The 17,747-nt window shown below is 62.6% G+C and carries 14 protein-coding genes; 8 read left to right on the top strand and 6 right to left on the bottom strand.

Features of this window, described 5'->3' with window-relative positions; translation table 11 throughout:
* Positions 1-132: 132 nt before the first annotated feature.
* A complete protein-coding gene (locus NKI39_RS10565) occupies positions 133-1,359 on the top strand; it encodes a caspase family protein (RefSeq protein ID WP_352831707.1) in 1,227 nt (408 codons plus the stop codon).
* A gap of 3 nt (positions 1,360-1,362) precedes the next feature.
* On the opposite strand, the gene NKI39_RS10560 is transcribed toward NKI39_RS10565, so the two are convergent.
* On the bottom strand, positions 1,363-1,599 hold the full coding sequence (locus NKI39_RS10560; RefSeq protein WP_352471336.1) for a putative antibiotic biosynthesis monooxygenase: 237 nt from the start codon (positions 1,597-1,599) through the stop codon (positions 1,363-1,365).
* A 109-nt stretch (positions 1,600-1,708) separates the two neighbouring features.
* On the opposite strand from NKI39_RS10560, the gene NKI39_RS10555 reads away from it, so the two are divergent.
* Positions 1,709-2,365: a TetR/AcrR family transcriptional regulator gene (locus tag NKI39_RS10555; protein ID WP_352821662.1), complete on the top strand. Its 657-nt coding sequence runs from the start codon at positions 1,709-1,711 to the stop codon at positions 2,363-2,365.
* Between the two features lie 49 nt (positions 2,366-2,414).
* Here the strand turns inward: NKI39_RS10555 and NKI39_RS10550 are convergent, their stop codons facing one another.
* Positions 2,415-3,332, bottom strand: coding sequence for a peptidylprolyl isomerase (locus NKI39_RS10550; protein ID WP_352456658.1), 918 nt, complete (start codon positions 3,330-3,332; stop codon positions 2,415-2,417).
* 252 nt (positions 3,333-3,584) lie between these two features.
* Between NKI39_RS10550 and secA the strand changes: the two genes are divergently transcribed.
* Positions 3,585-6,317 carry a preprotein translocase subunit SecA gene (secA, locus tag NKI39_RS10545; protein WP_352617241.1) on the top strand — a complete coding sequence of 911 codons (2,733 nt, stop codon included), beginning with the start codon at positions 3,585-3,587 and terminating at the stop codon, positions 6,315-6,317.
* Between the two features lie 162 nt (positions 6,318-6,479).
* Here secA and NKI39_RS10540 read toward each other — a convergent pair whose 3' ends face one another.
* Complete coding sequence (locus NKI39_RS10540; protein WP_352831706.1) at positions 6,480-9,134, bottom strand: helix-turn-helix transcriptional regulator; 2,655 nt, start codon at positions 9,132-9,134, stop codon at positions 6,480-6,482.
* A 142-nt stretch (positions 9,135-9,276) separates the two neighbouring features.
* Here NKI39_RS10540 and NKI39_RS10535 point away from each other — a divergent pair, with 142 nt between their 5' ends.
* From NKI39_RS10535 to NKI39_RS10525, 3 genes are all read left to right on the top strand, one after another.
* Positions 9,277-9,549 (top strand): DUF4242 domain-containing protein, encoded by a 273-nt coding sequence (locus tag NKI39_RS10535; RefSeq protein ID WP_023677971.1) that lies wholly within the window; start codon positions 9,277-9,279, stop codon positions 9,547-9,549.
* 67 nt (positions 9,550-9,616) lie between these two features.
* Positions 9,617-9,838: a hypothetical protein gene (locus tag NKI39_RS10530; RefSeq protein ID WP_352683007.1), complete on the top strand. Its 222-nt coding sequence runs from the start codon at positions 9,617-9,619 to the stop codon at positions 9,836-9,838.
* A 162-nt stretch (positions 9,839-10,000) separates the two neighbouring features.
* On the top strand, positions 10,001-10,501 hold the full coding sequence (locus tag NKI39_RS10525) for a hypothetical protein (RefSeq protein ID WP_352831704.1): 501 nt from the start codon (positions 10,001-10,003) through the stop codon (positions 10,499-10,501).
* A 145-nt stretch (positions 10,502-10,646) separates the two neighbouring features.
* Here NKI39_RS10525 and NKI39_RS10520 read toward each other — a convergent pair whose 3' ends face one another.
* Genes NKI39_RS10520 through NKI39_RS10510 form a run of 3 tightly spaced genes read right to left on the bottom strand, consistent with a single transcriptional unit; the run spans position 10,647 to position 14,608 of the window.
* Positions 10,647-11,456 (bottom strand): hypothetical protein, encoded by an 810-nt coding sequence (locus tag NKI39_RS10520; RefSeq protein WP_352831703.1) that lies wholly within the window; start codon positions 11,454-11,456, stop codon positions 10,647-10,649.
* Positions 11,457-11,504: 48 nt separating this feature from the next.
* On the bottom strand, positions 11,505-13,322 hold the full coding sequence (locus NKI39_RS10515) for a hypothetical protein (RefSeq protein WP_352831701.1): 1,818 nt from the start codon (positions 13,320-13,322) through the stop codon (positions 11,505-11,507).
* Between the two features lie 23 nt (positions 13,323-13,345).
* Complete coding sequence (locus tag NKI39_RS10510) at positions 13,346-14,608, bottom strand: ATP-binding protein (RefSeq protein WP_352831699.1); 1,263 nt, start codon at positions 14,606-14,608, stop codon at positions 13,346-13,348.
* A 336-nt stretch (positions 14,609-14,944) separates the two neighbouring features.
* Between NKI39_RS10510 and NKI39_RS10505 the strand changes: the two genes are divergently transcribed.
* Together NKI39_RS10505 and NKI39_RS10500 are read left to right on the top strand one after the other, a co-directional pair.
* On the top strand, positions 14,945-16,345 hold the full coding sequence (locus NKI39_RS10505; RefSeq protein WP_352831738.1) for a lipopolysaccharide biosynthesis protein: 1,401 nt from the start codon (positions 14,945-14,947) through the stop codon (positions 16,343-16,345).
* Positions 16,345-17,625, top strand: coding sequence for a GNAT family N-acetyltransferase (locus NKI39_RS10500; RefSeq protein WP_352831697.1), 1,281 nt, complete (start codon positions 16,345-16,347; stop codon positions 17,623-17,625). The genes NKI39_RS10505 and NKI39_RS10500 overlap by 1 nt, the downstream gene beginning before the upstream one ends.
* Positions 17,626-17,747: the final 122 nt, after the last annotated feature.

Raw genomic sequence — 17,747 nt, 5'->3', positions numbered from 1 at the left:
GATAGCACGCGCCGGCGCAAGGCGTTTCACAGCCATTACGGGTGCCGGAAGCCTGACACCGCCTCATGCAGCAAGCAGGCTGTTGCAAATTTGTTGGCGTCGCTGCGACCGATAGCGCTATGATCCTACCCCATGGGCAGGCTTGTGGTCTTGGCACTGGCGTTTCTGGGCTTTCTGCTGCTGCGCGCCGATGCGCAGACGGCGCGGCGCGTGGCGCTTGTGGTCGGCAACGGCAGCTACGCCGAAGCCGGCACGCTGGCCAATCCCGTCAACGATGCGCTCGACATCGCCGACAAGCTGCGCGCCATCGGTTTCGAGGTGATCGAAGGCAACGATCTCGGCAAGCGCGAGCTCGAACGCAAGATCGGCGAATTCTCCGATGCGCTGCAAGGCGCCGGTGCCGGGCTGTTCTACTATGCCGGCCACGGCCTGCAGGTCGACGGGCGCAACTTCATCGTGCCGGTCGACGCCCGGCTGGACATGCCGGTCAAGCTGCAGCTCGAGGCGGTGCCGATCGACGAGGTTCTCGACATCATGGAGCAGCAGACCAAGGTCAGCCTGGTCTTCCTCGATGCCTGCCGCAACAACCCGTTTGCCCGAAGTCTCAGCCGCAGCACCACGACGCGCTCGGCGACGGCTCTCGCCGGTCTTGCCCAGTTCGAGTCGACACGCGGCTCGTTCATCGCCTTCTCGACGGCGCCCGGCGCCGTCGCAATGGACGGGACGGGGCGCAACTCGCCCTTTGCGGCGGCACTTTTGCGGCATATGGCCGAGCCCGGACAGAGCATCAACGACATGATGATCGCGGTGCGCCGCGACGTCGTTTCCGCAACGCGCGAGGCGCAGCGTCCCTGGGAGCAGGGGTCGCTGCTCGAGCGTTTCGAATTCGTTCCGGGCGCAGACACTGCCCAGCAACCGAAACCGGCTGTCAGCCCGGCTCCCGCGTCGCAGGTGGCTGCGCTCGAACGCTCCGTCGGCGACAAGAGCGCCATCGAGCAGTTTCTGCGCGAGGACTATCTGGCGCCTGATGCCAAGAGAATGCGCGAAACCGTCAAGCGGCTCTACGGTGCGTCGGCCATCATCTACGGCACGCGCTACGACAGCGAGGCGATCGTCAAGGTCAAGACCGACTGGTTCGCGCAATGGGCGTCATGGTCGTTCGGTCTCGAGCCCGGCAGCCTTGAGGTGACGCCGCACGGCAAGGACCGTGCCGATGCGGTTTTCGCCATGCGCTACGACTATGTGCCGAAGGACAAATCGGCGCAGCGCCTGACCGGCAAGGCGCGGGTGACGCTGGAACTCGTGCTGGCCGATGGCGCGTGGCGCGTTGCGTCGGAAACGTCGCAAGCGCTGGAATGAACATCAGCGGACCGCTGGGTTGATGAACCCGCGAAACGCCCGCTGCACGCCCGGAATCAGTCCCCAGATCATGATCGAGACCATCAGCGGCGCGATGACCAGCGTACGCTGCCAGATTTGCCATTCCTGCGTCAGCGGAAAAACCACATACAGAATGGCAGTGATCAGCGGATACACGCCGAGCAGCACAAGCAGGGCGAAGCGCAGGCGCGAAAAGCGGGTCACGGCGGTCGAGTTCATCAAACTCTCCTTATCGTTACGGAACGTTCCGTTACATATAAAACGGATCGTTCCGTTTCGTCAAGAGTTGTATATGATGGCTGCTGAAATCGCGGGTAAGGAAGAAAAGATGGGCGAAATCACCGATCCCGGGCGCAAGTCGGCTGGCGCACGGCGCAGCCCGGAAAGCGCCGATGCCATTCTCGATGCCGCCGAGGCGGTACTGGTCGAAGCTGGCTATTCCGGCTTCTCGATCGAGGCGGTGGCGCGCCGCGCACGCGCCGGAAAACCGACGATCTATCGCTGGTGGCCAAGCAAGGCCGCCCTGCTGCTCGACGTTTATCAACGGCAAAAGCGCGTCGACAATCCCGACACCGGGAACCTTGCGGAGGATCTCGTCGGCTTCCTGAAGAGCTTGTTCGCGCATTGGCGCGACACGTCGTCGGGTAGCGTGTTCAGATCGCTGATTGCCGAGGCGCAGTCGGACGAAAAAGCCGCCGCCGCCCTCGCCGAATACGCAAGAGGGCGTCGTGTCCACACCGGCCAGATGGTCGAACGCGCCAAGGCAAGGGGAGAGGTGGCAGCCGACGTCGATGCCACTGTCGTCGCCGACCTGATTGCCTCGTTCGCCTGGACGCATCTTCTGACGAACCGCCTGGACGAGGACGAAGCAACGCTGCGCAGGGCGGTCGGCTATGTCTTGAAAGGCATAGTCGCTGACGATGCCGGCGACGCCACGGCGGTCCGGCGGCGGCGTCGACGCATCATCGCTCGCCCTACCAAATAGAAGCGACAGGGCGGCAGCGCGCCCTGTCGTAGCTCAATCTAGTCTAGCCCTATTTGGCGCTTTCCAGTGCGTCGACCGTCTTCTTCAGGTTCGCATCGGGGATGTCGACCTTGGCGTTGGCGCGCAGCGACTTGACCAGCGCGAAATACTTGTCGCGGATGACCGCCTGGCGCGCCTGGTCCTTGACCTGGTCGAACGCCGGCGGCTGCTTGGTGCGCTTGTCCTCGACCTTGATGACATGCCAGCCGAACTGCGACTGCACCGGCTGGTCGGTATATTTGCCGACCGCCAGCGCAAACACGGCCTTGTCGAATTCCGGCACCATCTGGCCAGGTCCGAACCAGCCGAGATCGCCGCCGCTGGTCTTGCCGCTCGGATCGCTGGTGTGCTCGTTGGCAAGCTTCTGGAAGTCGGCGCCGCCGTCGAGCTGCTTGATGATGGCGTCTGCCTCTTCCTTCGTCTTCACGAGGATGTGACGGGCGTGCACCTCATTGGTGGGCGGCGTGTTGGCGATTTCCTGGTCGTAGCGGGCGCGGACCTCGGCATCGGTAACCTTGTCGACGACGCCCTTCTCGACCATTTCGCCATGCAGCGCGCGCTGCTGCAGGAAGGCCATGCGGCGCTGGAAGTCGGGATCCTTGTCGAGGCCGGTGGTCACCGCCTGGGCCGCCATCACGCGGATTTCGATCGCCGCCGACAGCGCCGCGGCGCGGCGCTGCTCGGGCGGAAGCTGCGCGAATTGCTGCGACAGCTCGCCCTCGGCAAGCCCAAGGTCTGCCTCGGTCAGCGTCTGGCCGTTGATGGTGGCGACCACGGCGTTCGGATCGACCGGCTTGGCCGCCGGAGCGGGTGCTGCCGGCTGGGCAGGGGCGGCCTCCTGTGCCATCAGCGGCGACAGCGAGAGGGCCGATAGCCCGAATGCCAGACCAAGGCTGGCGAGCGACGCGCGGCGGAACAATACTGACATTACGATTATCTCCAAAGCGGGGTAGCTAGAGCGGAATGGCTTCCAGACCAGCAAGATTGTGGCGGAATTTGGCGCGGTCGACAGGGCGAGCGCGGCGTTGACATCGAATGAGCCCCCTCTTATCTGTCCAACGACTTTGCGTCCAGAACCGTTTTCCGGGCGCTTTTTGCGTTTGTCCGCGTTCACGTGGAGTTGATGGGGCCAGCCGGCGCCTGTCGCAACGACTTGGAATGCTATCGAAAGGGCCATTGGATGGTCAGTCTCGGCGGTCTCGCCCGTAAGGTTTTCGGCTCCTCCAACGATCGTCGGGTCAAATCGACCCGGCCGCGCGTCGAGGCGATCAATGCCATGGAAAACGAGATGCGGGCGCTTTCCGACGCCGAGCTTCAGGCCCGCACGGACAAATTCCGCCAGGACATCGCCAACGGCGCCAGTCTCGACGACCTCCTGGTGCCGGCCTTCGCCACCGTGCGTGAGGCCGCCCGCCGCGTGCTCGGCATGCGGCCGTTCGACGTGCAGCTGATCGGCGGCATGGTGCTGCACAATGGCGGCATCGCCGAGATGCGCACCGGCGAAGGCAAGACGCTGGTGGCGACGCTGCCGGTCTACCTCAACGCGCTCGCCGGCAATGGCGTCCATGTCGTCACCGTCAACGACTATCTGGCCACGCGCGACTCCGAATGGATGGGCCGCGTCTACAAATTCCTCGGCCTTAAGGTCGGCGTCATCGTCCACGGCCTGTCCGACGAGGAGCGCCGCGTCGCCTACGCCGCCGATGTCACCTACGCCACCAACAACGAGCTCGGCTTCGACTATCTGCGCGACAACATGAAATACGAGCGCGCCCAGATGGTGCAGCGCGGTCACAGCTACGCCATCGTCGACGAGGTCGATTCCATCCTGGTCGACGAAGCGCGCACGCCGCTGATCATTTCCGGTCCGCTCGAGGACCGTTCGGAAATGTACAACACCATCGACACCTTCATCATCCAGCTGCAGCCGCAGGACTACGAGATCGACGAGAAGCAGAAGACCTCGATCTTCACCGAGGAAGGCACCGAGAAGCTGGAGAACATGCTGCGCGATGCGGGTCTGCTCAAGGGCGAGTCGCTCTACGACGTCGAGAACGTCGCCATCGTCCACCACGTCAACAACGCGCTGAAGGCGCACCGGCTGTTCCAGCGGGACAAGGACTACATCGTACGCAACGGCGAGATCGTCATCATCGACGAGTTCACCGGCCGCATGATGCCCGGCCGCCGCTATTCGGAAGGCCTCCACCAGGCGCTCGAAGCCAAGGAGCATGTGGCGATCCAGCCGGAGAACCAGACGCTCGCCTCGGTCACCTTCCAGAACTATTTCCGCCTCTACAAGAAGCTCGCCGGCATGACCGGCACGGCGCTGACCGAGGCCGAGGAATTCGCCAACATCTACAATCTCGACGTCACCGAGATCCCGACCAACCTGCCGGTCATCCGCATTGACGAAGACGACGAGGTCTACCGGACGGTCGAGGAGAAATACAAGGCGATCGTCAAGGAAATCAAGGAAGCCCGCGCCAAGGGCCAGCCGACGCTGGTCGGCACGACTTCCATCGAGAAGTCCGAGCAGCTGGCCGAACGCCTGCGCAAGGAAGGTTTTAAGGATTTCGAGGTGCTGAACGCCCGCCACCACGAGCGCGAGGCGGCGATCGTCGCCCAGGCCGGCAAGCCCGGCGCCATCACCATTGCCACCAACATGGCCGGCCGCGGCACCGACATCCAGCTCGGCGGCAATGCCGACATGCGCATCGCCGAGGAGCTTGGCGACATGCCAGCCGGCCCCGAGCGCGAGGCCAGGGAAAAGGAAATCCGCGACGACATCGCCCGGCTGAAGGAAAAGGCCCTCGCCGCCGGCGGCCTCTACGTGCTGGCCACCGAACGCCATGAATCGCGCCGCATCGACAACCAGTTGCGCGGCCGCTCGGGCCGCCAGGGCGATCCCGGCCGGTCGAAATTCTTCCTGTCGCTGCAGGACGACCTGATGCGCATCTTCGGTTCCGAGCGCATGGACGGCATGCTGCAGAAGCTCGGCCTCAAGGAAGACGAGGCGATCATCCATCCGTGGATCAACAAGGCGCTGGAAAAGGCGCAGAAGAAGGTCGAGGCGCGCAACTTCGACATCCGCAAGAACCTCTTGAAATACGATGACGTCTCGAACGACCAGCGCAAGGTGGTGTTCGAGCAGCGCATCGAGCTGATGGACGGCGAGGGCCTGTCCGAGACCATCACCGAGATGCGCGAAGGCGTCATCGAGGAGATCGTCGCCAAGAACATTCCCGAAAATGCCTATGCCGAGCAGTGGAACGTCGCCGGCCTCAAGGCCGAGATCGCCGAATTCCTCAACCTCGATTTGCCGGTCGAGGACTGGGTCAAGGAAGAGGGCATCGCCGAGGACGACATCCGCGAGCGCGTCAGCCAGGCAGCCGAGGCCGCCGCCAAGGAGCGCGCCGAGCGTTTCGGCCCCGACGTGATGACCTATGTCGAGCGCTCGGTGGTGCTGCAGACGCTCGACCATCTGTGGCGCGAGCACATCGTCAATCTCGACCATCTGCGCTCGGTCGTCGGCTTCCGCGGCTATGCGCAGCGCGATCCGCTGCAGGAGTACAAGGGCGAAGCGTTCGAGCTGTTCCAGGCGATGCTGGGCAATCTGCGCCAGGCCGTCACCGCGCAATTGATGCGCGTCGAACTGGTCCGCCAGGCGGCGGAAGCGCCGCCGCCCGAGGCCCCCGACATGTTCGGCAGCCACATCGACGGCTTCACCGGCGAGGACGATTTCGAAGGCGGCGAGACGGCCGTGCTGGTCCGCCAGGAGACCAACGCCATCGTCGCCCCCGAAGACCGTGACCCGAAGAACCCGGCGACCTGGGGCAAGGTCGGCCGCAACGAGGCTTGCCCGTGCGGGTCAGGGAAAAAATACAAGCATTGTCATGGGGCGTTTGCGTAAGGCACTGCTTTCCTTCGCCCCGTTCACGGGGAGAAGGTGCCCGAAGGGCGGATGAGGGGCAGCGCCGGCGCTTGCGACTAGCCGATCTCCCCACCTGAGGGGGAGATGGCCGGCAGGCCAGAGGGGGGGCGCTGTCCCGCCGGCCTTTGATTTATTCGCTTCTCAAATCAACCCCGAATCGCGCGCCGCGGCGGTGGCTTCGCCGCGCGAAACCGCGTCCAGCTTGCCCAGAACCGCCGAGACGTGGTGATCGACCGTCTTCGGCGAGATGGTCAGCTGCTCGGCGATCCGCTTGTTGGAGAAGCCGCGCTCGATCAGTTGCAGCACCTCCATCTGGCGCTGGGTCAGGCCGGCGCGATTGGCGCGCGTAGTTCGGCGCGGCCCCCTTGCGATGCCGTTGACGCCGTTGCGGCGCATGATATCGCGCAGGTGAAGGGCGACGGGCCGGGCGCCGAGGCTTTCGAAAATCTCCAGCGCCAGACGCTGCGCGGTCTCGTTACCCTGCGCCAGCGCAAGCCCGCGTTCGTAGGGCGCGTTTATCTCGGCCCATAGTTCTGCCGCCGCCCGCCAGTCGCCGGCGAGCAGCAGCCGGTAGGGCGCAGCCATGCCGATGGTGTCGCCTGGATCCATGTCCGGCGCCAGCTTCTGCCGCCACGTCGCCAGCTCGCCGAAACCCGCCCGCGTCGTCGACAAGCTCTCAGCCAGTGCGATCAGGCCGAGCGCCTCATCCTTGTCAGCCTGGCCGAGCCACGCCCGTTCGGCCATCAGCGCCGCATAGGGCGCCAGCCGCTGCAATTCCAATCCCTTGTCCAGGAACTGCGTCATTTCGGCAAAAAGCGGCTCGGCGGACGGGTCGCCGCGCCGTATCCGCAGCTTTGCCAGGGCGACCACGGCGGGATAGCGGACCAGCATCGTCGCCTGGTCGTTGGCGATCACCTCGAGTGCCTCGCCGGCAGCCTCTTCCCATTGCCCCTGGCGCAGCAGCAACTGGGCCAGCACGCCGCGCATATAGTCGCGCCAGGTGACGAGATCGTTTTCGACGCAATAGTTGATGCCGCGATCGAGGAACGACCGCGCCTCAGCGAAGCCGAGCTGGTTCATCTCGCTGCAGGCGCTGTTGGTGAAGGCGCGCGCCGCATGTTCCTGAAAATTCTGCTCCAGCGCGATCTCCAGGCTGCGAGCAAGGTGCAGCCGTCCGTTTGCCAGATCCAGCCACTGCTCGGCGCTGCCGACATTGTTGAGCGCGTGGCAGACGATGTCGGGCCGGTTCAGTTGTTCGGCGAGCGCAATCGCCTTGTTGCCGAGCCGCAGCGTGTCGTCGAGCCTTTCGGCCAGCATCGCCAGTTGCGAGAGGTTGGAATAGGCCATGGCGAGCTCCGGCCCGGCCGGCGCGGTCTCCAGCAGCTGAACCGCCTGCTCGCCAAGGGCATCGGCAGCCATGCGGTCGCCAAGCAGGTAAGCAAGGCGCGACAGCCACCTGAGGCAATCCCCTTCCTTCGCCGTGTTCCCCTGGGCCTGATGCAGCCGGCGCGCCTGGTCCTGCGCGGCGATGGCCTCGTCGATCTTGCCGATGAGGTGGCACTCGAAGGCATATTTCTCATGGAGCGCCGTGCGCTCCTCCACCGGCAGGCCGTCGGCCTGCCGCAACACGGCTTCATAGAAGCCGGCCGCATCGCGATGGGCGCCGACGCGGGAGGCCTCGCGCGCCGCAACCGGGGCCAGCTCGCGCACTGCCTGCAGATTGTGCGCCTCCACCGCGTGATGCACCAGGCGGCCGGTGGAAACCTCACTGTTTTCGAGCAGGGCGGCCAGGGCGCGCTGGTTGAACTGCCGCCGGTGGCTCGTCGTCAGCATCGCCTCGATGGCGCGGCGGGCGATCTCGTGCCGGAACGCATAGCCATCGCCCAGATCCTCCAGCAAGCCGTTGGCGACGCATTCGGCAAGCTGGCCGGCGCTGGCGACGCCGCATAGGCCCCGCAACGCCCAGGCATCGGCCCGCCGCGGGAACACCGACACCGCGTCGAGCATCGCGCGGGCGCCGGCCGACAGGCGCTCGGCGCGCGCCAGAACCGCGTCGCGCACGCTTGCCGGCAGCGCCGTTTTTTCCTCGCATCCGCTGCACAACAGTTCGGTGACGAAAAAGGCGTTGCCCGCCGTCGCCCGGTAGATGGCGTCGCCATCACGCCCCGCCGCCTCGGCCAGCGACAGCACCGCCGACTCGCTGAGCAGCGGCACGTCGATGCGCGCGACGCTGCCTGCCGGTATCTCGCCGAGCGCGCGGCGCACCCGCATCTGTCCCTCGCTGCGATCGGTGCGCGCCGTCAGCAGCAGCAAGAGATGCCTGTTGGCAATGCGCCGGCCGAGAAAGCGGACGAAATCGAGCGTCGCATCATCGGCCCAGTGCAAGTCCTCGATCACCAGCAGGGTCGGCTGCGCCTTTGTCTCGAAGATGTCGAGCGCATCCGAAAACAGCGGCAGCCTCTGTCCCTGCCGATGATCGATCGCCTGCGGCAGCGCCCATTGCGCGTCCCGCGCCAGATCGTAAAGCGGCCCGAGCGGATCGGGTATCGACAGATCCTCGCAGGCGCTGCGGAATATGCGCGTGGCTTGCGCAGTCCGGTCGATGAAGGCCTCGACAAGCGCGGTCTTGCCGGCCCCGGCCTCGCCAGCAAGCACCGCGACGCAGCCACGGCCGCGCCCGGCATCGGCCAGCAGCCCGTCGAGTCGCTCCAGCTGTTTCTGCCGTTCCAGAAGCATCATTCGCTCACGCAGATCGAGTTCGCCGAAAAGGCGGACCCGCGATGGACCCGCCAACATATCCCCCGCTCATAACGCTGCCAACATAGGGAATCGTCCCGCCAAAAATGGGGAAAGGCTCCGATGTGCGCTCTTGCCGGGCGTGATCAATGTCGAGCCGCGCTCAAACCGGGCGTGACCCACTGGAGAAAGGAAGGCTTCCATGCCTCGCTATCTGATTGAACGCACATTCCCGGACGGCCTCAACGTGCCGATGAACGAAGCCGGCGCCGACGCGCTGGGCGGTGTCGTCATGCGCAATGCCGAAAAGGGCGTTACCTGGCTGCAGTCCTACGTGTCGCCGGACAAGAAGCGCAGCTTCTGCATCTACGACGCGCCCTCGCCCGAGGCGATCCGCAGCACCGCCCAGAAGAATTCGCTGCCTGTCGACAAGATCACGGAGGTGCGGGTTCTTGACCCCTACTTTTACCGTTGATGGCAGGCAAACCCCAAGTGGCGGACAAAAGGATGAGTATCAAACTGCCATTCGCGGCAATTGCGACATGCCTGATGGCATGCCGGTCGGCGAACCGGCGCCTGTCGTGGGAAACCCCGGCGGTTCCCTGCTTGGCCGTCTATGGCGGATCGCGGCGGCGCTGCCTTCGCGTCTGCTGGGCAGGCGGCGCCGGCTGCCCCCGCAAGACGATTATCTGAGGCAGGACATCGGACTGCCCGAACGCGAGCAGCGGCGCGAATACTGGGAATATTATTGGTGGGACTATTAGTACGCCGCGCCGTTTGGACGGGCTGAGACAAGCCGTGCAACCGGCCGCATCATTGCGGCCGACATGAAAACAGGACGAGCGACCTGTTTCGCAAAGTTCCAACGGACGCCGCAGCGTTGAGCAGACCCGATCGGTGCGCGTCCTCAAACAACCGGAGAGAACATGAACATCAATCTTTGCACCGGGCGCCTTGCCGCCCTGGCCATCCTGTCGATCGCCGCCACCGCTGCCCAGGCAAAGGACGGCAATCCGCTGGCCGACAAGGTACGCGCCGCCAACAGCCGCTTCGAGAATGTGGCGGCGGCGACCGCTGAGGGCTACGCGCCAATCCCCTGCGCCAGCGGCATCACCGGCGGCGCCATGGGCATCCATTACGTCAATCCCGGCTACCTCAAGGACGACGCTGTCGATGTCGCCAAGCCGGAAGCGGTGATGTACGAGCCGATGGCCGACGGCACGCTAAAACTGATCGCGGTCGAATACATCACCTCGAAAGGCCCGGCCTCGCTCGATGGACATCTGTTCAACTTCAACAGCGCGCCCAATCGCTATGGCCTCGGTCCGTTCTACGAGCTGCATGTCTGGGCCTGGAAGGGCAACCCGACCGGCGCCTTCGCCGACATGAACCCGAATGTTTCATGTGATGCGATGAAGGGGACGTAGGCGGGGCTCTTCCTTCTCCCCGTTCTACGGGGAGAAGGTGCCCGACGGGCGGATGACGGGCAGCACCGGCGTTGGCCAATCTCCCCACCTGAGGGGGGCGGCTGGCCGGAGGGTTTTTTGGCCAAGCGGATCTCACGCACCAGCTTCAACCGTTATAGATCACACCGATTATTCGGCGCACGTGTTGCACTTGTGGGACGCCAGGTTGCGCCTTTCCTACAGATAGGACTTCCGATGAACCAAGACCGCCTATGCTCTCGAATTGACGCAGATGAGCGAGATTTCCGGGGAGAGCGGACCCTATCCGCTTGAATATACCGGCTCCGCTATCGAGAGCCAGCGCAACCAACGTTCCCTCATGGTGCCCAATTTCGGCAAGACTGATTGAAGGCCCTCCGAGCACTATCTGCTTTGGAAGAGCAAGCGGCACAGCGCTCTCATCTACAACGCGAAACCCGACCTCAACGCGAGCCAGAACTTTAGATGCATCAACGAGAACGGCCTCATCCTGCCCTTGATCTACTTTGATGTCGTGATCGAACAAAACACCCGCAACCTGATGGACGGAAACTTCTGCTTCAGGAAAAAATACTGTGTAAGGACTTCTTGCGCTAGGATCCGGAACTTCCGCTGTTAACCCAATAAAGTCCGAGCCCTTCGAGCGAAGGAACCGGCGCGCGAAGATCGACTGACCGTGACGCGCGATGACGAGACGGCGGTCGAGGACCGGACCGGGCTGCGCTTCGACAATTGCTAGAGATCCTTGGGGAGCCGCAAAGCCAAAATTATGGCGACGTAGATAGAATACAGCCTTTCCAACCAATAGCTTAGGATCGAACGGTTCTGTGGCCTCTTGCGAACCCATGGCGGGAGAGTGTTGGGTAAATGCCGCAAGATCAGGGTAGACTATCAGGTTAAGTGACGGCGGCGTCATCGGATCTAAGGCCGGCGGCACGTCAACTGCCCCAGTGGGGGTTGGTGAAATGGCCGCGCGGCGCTTCCATCAATCGCATTCCTCGTACATTCGCCCGGTAAGCACAACGAGTTGCCCAAGATCATCGGCACATTGCGCAACCTCCCCCGGACGAATTTCCTGACGATTCCCATGATGCGCTTTGTTCATCAATTGCAGCACGAGCGAGCCTTCGGCCAACGCTGGGTGCGAGATGAAGTCTGAAAACACCTGCATCGCAAACATCCCTTGCGGACCGGCTTTTATGCAAGATCGCAGGCGATCTGCAAAGGTTCTCAATGTTGGATCGGGATTTGCTTTTGCCCAAACCAAATGAGCGGGATCATCGAACACATCACCCAACGCTGCTTCAAAGAAAACTCTGCAACCGTCCGCATAAGATCGAGCAGGCTCTTCAGCATTTCGGTCTCTATCATACAATTCCTTGCGAGCCTCGATCTCTGCCTGATGGGGTGTTGTTCTAACTACAGGTTGGTTCAGCGTAGCCGGATGAACGGCAAGGTGTTCCACAGCGGGACGAACCGGCAGCCGGGCAACCACGCCGGCAAAGCGCCTATCGTAAGACGTAACAATTAGCTGTGCGCCTAGCTCGATAAGGGTTCCAAAGGAGTTGGCTAGCTGTTGCCGATTTTCATCATCGAGCAATTCCTGCGGATCATCGAGCAAAAGGGTCTTAAGACCCCCACGGGTTTTCAGCACATGCTCCCAAAAGGCAAAGAAGAAACCAACCAAACTAGCCCGCAGCGCCGACGCATTTGTCACGTGCTGTGCAGGCGCAGACACACCACCTGCACGAACAACAAGATCGAGTTTGCCCTTCCGTCCCATAGAAGCGTCGACCAACTCGTGTGCGGTGCTGGGGAACGTGCTGACATAAATTCGCGACCGCCATAGCGCTGCTTCGGTGCGGAGGGTCTTACGCAGTTGATCGACTTGCCGATCCGCCAACTCGCCTAACTTTGAAAGATTTACGAGCGCGGTGCCCGCGGTTTCGTACTCGGCGATCCGTTTTTCGGCAGCACGCCGAAGTTTGATTTCATCTTTCAAACGAGTGCACTTTGCTAGGGCCTTGGTAATTGGCTCCGCGCCTTTCACAGTGACATCAAGCTCTAAGAGCTTGCCCATGAGTGTGACCTTTTCTGGAAGCTCACCCGTTTTGCGCCTACGACCAACGACGTTTTCAAAGACTTGACGTGCGAAGACCTCGTTTTCTTGTCGCCATCGGGCAAAACGCAATGCCAAGTCGAGACGCTTCAATCCCTCCGTGAGGGCCGCACAAGTCGCAGGAAGCGAGATCGGGGTAGCGGCAGGGAGGTCGGGGCTCTGTTTGACGACTTCGTCAAAGGCTTTGGCCGTCTCACTTTTGAGAGCGACCAATTCGCCTCCGAACGCGTCAAGAGCGAAAAGTTCATCGACCAGAGCCTTGCGTATGAGGTCGATGGGATGAGTCGGCAGATCGCGTTTGAGTTCAGCTTGCAATGCTTCGGGTAGAACGCTGTTAAGTTCACCTAGAGCGATCTGTGACCAGCGATTTAGGGTTTGGGCAATCAGCGAGGCGTCCAGGCTAGCCTCGTGAATATGCGTCTTTACAAGCCGGCCACTGACGGGGTCCTGGGCTTCGACCAGAGAGCCGCCACACACAACGCACTGATCTTCAGTGCGAACAGCGTCGGGATGTTCTTCGATCCAAGTAGCCACATGAGCGTAAAGGCGCGAACGAGCCGCAGACGATGGATCTCGCGCCAAAGCGTCGAGTAACTTTGCCTCACGTACTATCTCGGCAATTTTGGTCTCGGCGGTGCTTAGCTGCTCCGACGAGAGTTCGCGAAAACCCCGCAACCTTGCCATCGAGGGAAGTCGTTGGGGCTGACCTACTTCGTTGAGTGCGGGCGCAATCGAAGTCTCAAGATCGGCGCTCCGTTTGGGGTCAACGGGATCGAACCCTTCACCAAGGATATCGCGAACGGACTCATAGGCTGTCGCCTTTGTGGCTTCAAAATACCCGGTGATTTCGTCAAGGGTTCTTCAGCAGTCGCATCACTAGAAGGTTCCGGCATCGCCTTTGGCGGCACGAGCGCCGGATAGGGCTTTAGCTCCGCAGTAAAGTCGTCCCGCGCAGTTCTGTAAATCCGATCAATTCCCTCCAGTTCCTTAGTTTTGGCCTTAATAAACTCCTTTATCTTGTTCTTGGCGCGCAGAGCGTGCCCGGCGAGGTCTACCAGCGCCGATAGGCCCGTTAACTCGGCGACGGCCCGGCCTAGTTCGGATTCACTTCCAACTTTGATGAGTGGGAGAAGGCCTGGCATAACTGTCCCGATCCGCACGGCTATCGGATCAATGGCGAGGCCAGCTAGCTCCGGCGGAATCTCCTCAAGGACACCTCGCGCGGTTCGCCTCTGAATGCGGCGGACAGGGGGCAATATTTCCCCTTCTTCGTCAGCAAAGGTCAACTCAACCCATGTGTCAGCTGGAACCCACCCCTGATCAGGCCGAAATTGAGAAACATCTGGCATGGGGGTAACTGGGGAGAGCCGGTGCGCCGTTTCACCGTCCTCTCCATCTGCATTTGCTATCCAGCAATCGAAGTCTACATCCGCCCTTTCTGGCTCGCGCTGTGGGCGAAGGATCTCACCTGTTAGAGCCCAAATAATGGCATTTGCTAGCGAGGTCTTTCCGGAGCCGTTGCGGCCCTCGAACAGGGTCACCGGCGCTGTAAATTCATGAACATAGTTTTGCGGAGGCGCGCCAGGAGTTCCAAATTTGTGAAGCCCCGCAAACCTATGAGCTTCGAGCTTTACCAACGTCAGACGCCTATTGTTGGTATTAGCCGCGCGCGCCTGAATTGCCGCCACTTCTGGCGGCTCAGCGAGAATTGCATCCACCAATTGTTCAGCGTGCGCAGCACTTACGTTGGCTATCCAATTTGCCGCGCCTCGCGTCCGGTACCATTGTAGAGCGCTGCGTGCCCGGTTATCGGCCAACGCAAATAATACGTCACCGTCAATAGCAACCGCCCGATCACTAACCAGATCTGTCAACAGAGACTCTAGGGTATGGAGGTGGAGCAGTTGCGGCGTAAATTCAATCATTTCCCCGCCAAATATTTTTTCGCGAATGTTGTTCGATCTAGACATCTGGCAGTCGGGTGAACTAAGCGGATGAGCTCAACTGATTTTTTCAGAAAAACGTCGCACAATCCAAAATTGGGCAATGAACTTTGTCCCCTAAAGCAAAATTTGTCTATACCTTTGCGACTCCCTACCTTCGTTAGTAAGCTTTATTTTGAGAACGTCTGCAACAACGGTAGGGCAAGGCAAATTTTCGAAAGCCAGCGCCGCCCCTCATCCGCCTGCCGGCACCTTCTCCCCGTATAGAGACGGGGCGAAGGGAACTCCCCACCCAACCGTTTCTTAATGTGTCTCCGCTACACCCAACCCCTGTAAATTGGCGGAAAACGGAGTGTGATCGGGGTGCGCTTTTCCGCGGCGACGACAGCCGGGCGGTTCCTGCCGCAGCGCCTTGCGCTGCGCATCAGGCCGCTGCTTGGCCTGATCGATGCCGTCCTGTTCAGCGCCGGCGCGCGCGGCGAGGCCGGCCGCATGTCGCTGATCGCCTTTTCGGTCCGCATCGTCAGCGCCGTCATCGCCTTCGTCAGCCAGGTCCTGATGGCGCGCTGGATGGGCTCGTTCGAATACGGCATTTTCGTCCTCGTGTGGGTGACGATGGTCATCGTCGGCAATCTCGCCTGCCTCGGCTTCCACACCTCGATCATCCGCTTCATTCCCGAATATCGCGAGCGCGGCATGATGGCCGAACTGCGCGGCATCGTGCGGGCCAGCCGGCTGTTCGTGCTGATTGCCTCCACCGTGATCGCCGGCCTCGGCGCGCTCGGCGTCTGGCTGCTGTCGGCCTATATCGAAAACTACTATGTCGTGCCGTTCATCCTCGGCATCATCTGCCTGCCGATGATCGCCATGTCCGACCTGCTGCAAGGGCTGGCGCGGGCCAATTCCTGGGCGCTGTTTGCGCTGTCGCCGACATTCCTGGTGCGGCCGCTGCTGATCCTGGCGTTCATGGCGCTGATGCTCCTGGCGGGCTATGCGCCCGACGCCAGAACGGCGATCTTCGCCGCGATCACCGCCACCTATGCCACCACGCTCGGCCAGCTTATCGGCGTGACGTCGCGCATCGACAAAAGGATCCCGGCCGGACCGATGAAATTGCATTTCGGCCACTGGTTCATCGTCTCGCTGCCGATCTTCCTGGTCGAGAGCTTCTTCTTCCTGCTCACCAACGCCGACGTGCTGATGGTCGGCGCCTATCTCGATCCCAACGACGTCGCCGTCTATTTCGCCACGGTCAAGACGCTGGCACTGGTGCATTTCGTCTATTTCGCCGTCAAGGCCGGCGTTGCCCAGCGCTATGCCCAGTTCACCCATGGCGAGCCGCAAAAGCTCGCCGCCTTTGCCCGCGAAACCGTGTCGTGGACCTTCTGGCCGTCGCTGGTCATGGCGCTGCTGGTGCTGGCCCTGGGCGAGCCGATGCTGACCCTGTTCGGCCCCGAATTTTCCGCCGGTTATCCGCTGCTGTTCCTGCTGGTGTTCGGCGTCGTCGCGCGGGCCGCCGTCGGCCCTTGCGAAAGCCTGCTCACCATGAGCGGCAACCAGAATATCTGTGCCGCCGTCTATGCCATGACGCTGGCCTTCAACATCGCGCTTAGCGTCGTGCTGATCCCGCTCTTCGGCCTGTGGGGCGCGGCGATGGCCACCGTCTTCGCCATGATCTTCGAGGCCGGCGCGCTGTCCTTTACGGTCTGGCGCAAGCTCGGCATCGCCATGGTCATTTTCGTGCCCGCCAAAGGAGCCGCCTGATGGCTGCCGTCCCCTTGCTCGAGGAAACCAGCGGCGGCCCGGCCGGCGCCATGGTGTCCGGCCTTGCCGGGCTTGCCCGCGAAGCCGATCCCGCCCATGTCGAGATCCTCGCCAACAACCGGCCCGAGCGCAAGCTTGCCATCTATCCGGCCTCCGCCGGCTTCGACCTGGTCGAGGAGCTCGACTATCTCTGTACCCGCACGATCGAGCCCAACGTCTTCTTCAATCCGCGCTTCCTGGCGCCGGCCATGCCCAGGCTCGAGGACCGTGAGGTGCGGCTGGCCGTCATCCGCGACGGCGACCAGTATCGCAACCGGCTGCGCCTGCTGGTGCCGTTCTCGGTCGAGCGGCCGGCGGTGCCGCTCGGAGTTCCCGTCATGCGCACCTGGTCGAGCCCGTTCGGCCCGATCGGCACGCCGCTGGTCGACCGCGACGATCCGATCGGCGTGATCGAGGATTTCTTCTCGATGCTGTCCAGGCCGCATCTCAAACTGCCGAAAGTCTTCGTGCTGCCCGACATAAGGCTGGATGGCCCGGTGGCGAGCCTGCTCGCCAGCGTCGCCGAAACGCGCGGCCTGACGCTGGTCACCACCGGCAAGGCCGAGCGCCCGGTGCTCGAAAGCGAGCTCAATGGCGAGGAATATCTGAAAGCTTCGCTGCGCGCGCACCATTATCGCGAGTTCCGCCGCCTGAAGCGCCGCCTTGCCGACCTCGGCCGGCTGGAGCATGTCGTGGCGCGCGGGCCGGACGAGATCCGCCATGCCATCGAGAATTTCCTGACACTGGAGGCCGCCGGCTGGAAAGGCCGCGAGCGCACCGCCATGGCCATCGACCGCTACCGCGCCGCCTTCGCCCGCGAAGCGGTGCACCGGCTGGCCGAACAGGATCTTTGCCGCATCCATTCGCTGACGCTCGACGGCCGCACCATCGCCTGCCTGGTCGTCTTCGTCGAGGCCGGCGTCGCCTACACCTGGAAGACCGCCTATGACGAGACGCTCGCTGCCTATTCGCCGGGCACGCTGCTGATGATCGAGGTGACCAGGCAGCATCTCGACGACCCCAACATCATGATGACCGATTCCTGCGCGGTGCCCGACCATCCGGTGATGAGCCGGCTGTGGAGCGAACGCAAGCCGATGGGCACGCTGGTGATCGGGCTGACGCCGGACGCCGACCGCCCCGCCCGCCAGGCGGCGTCGCAGCTTCACCTCTACCGCGAAACCCGCAACATGGCGCGCCTGCTGCGCAACCGGATGAGGAGCCTGCTGCGCCGGCGCTAGTGCATGGGGTCCAAAGTGGGCCCGACCGTCCGTCTCCGCACCGTCGGCTCTCTCGGGCCTAGGTCGTCAGGGTTAATTCTCCCGATCAGCGGAAAGGATTAGCATCGACGCAGTCCCAACCG

The sequence above is a fragment of the Mesorhizobium sp. M0664 genome (genome assembly GCF_040320565.1).
Lineage (GTDB): Bacteria > Pseudomonadota > Alphaproteobacteria > Rhizobiales > Rhizobiaceae > Mesorhizobium.
Note: the sequence above shows the minus strand (reverse complement) of the source record. Positions and strands in the feature narration are given on the sequence as shown.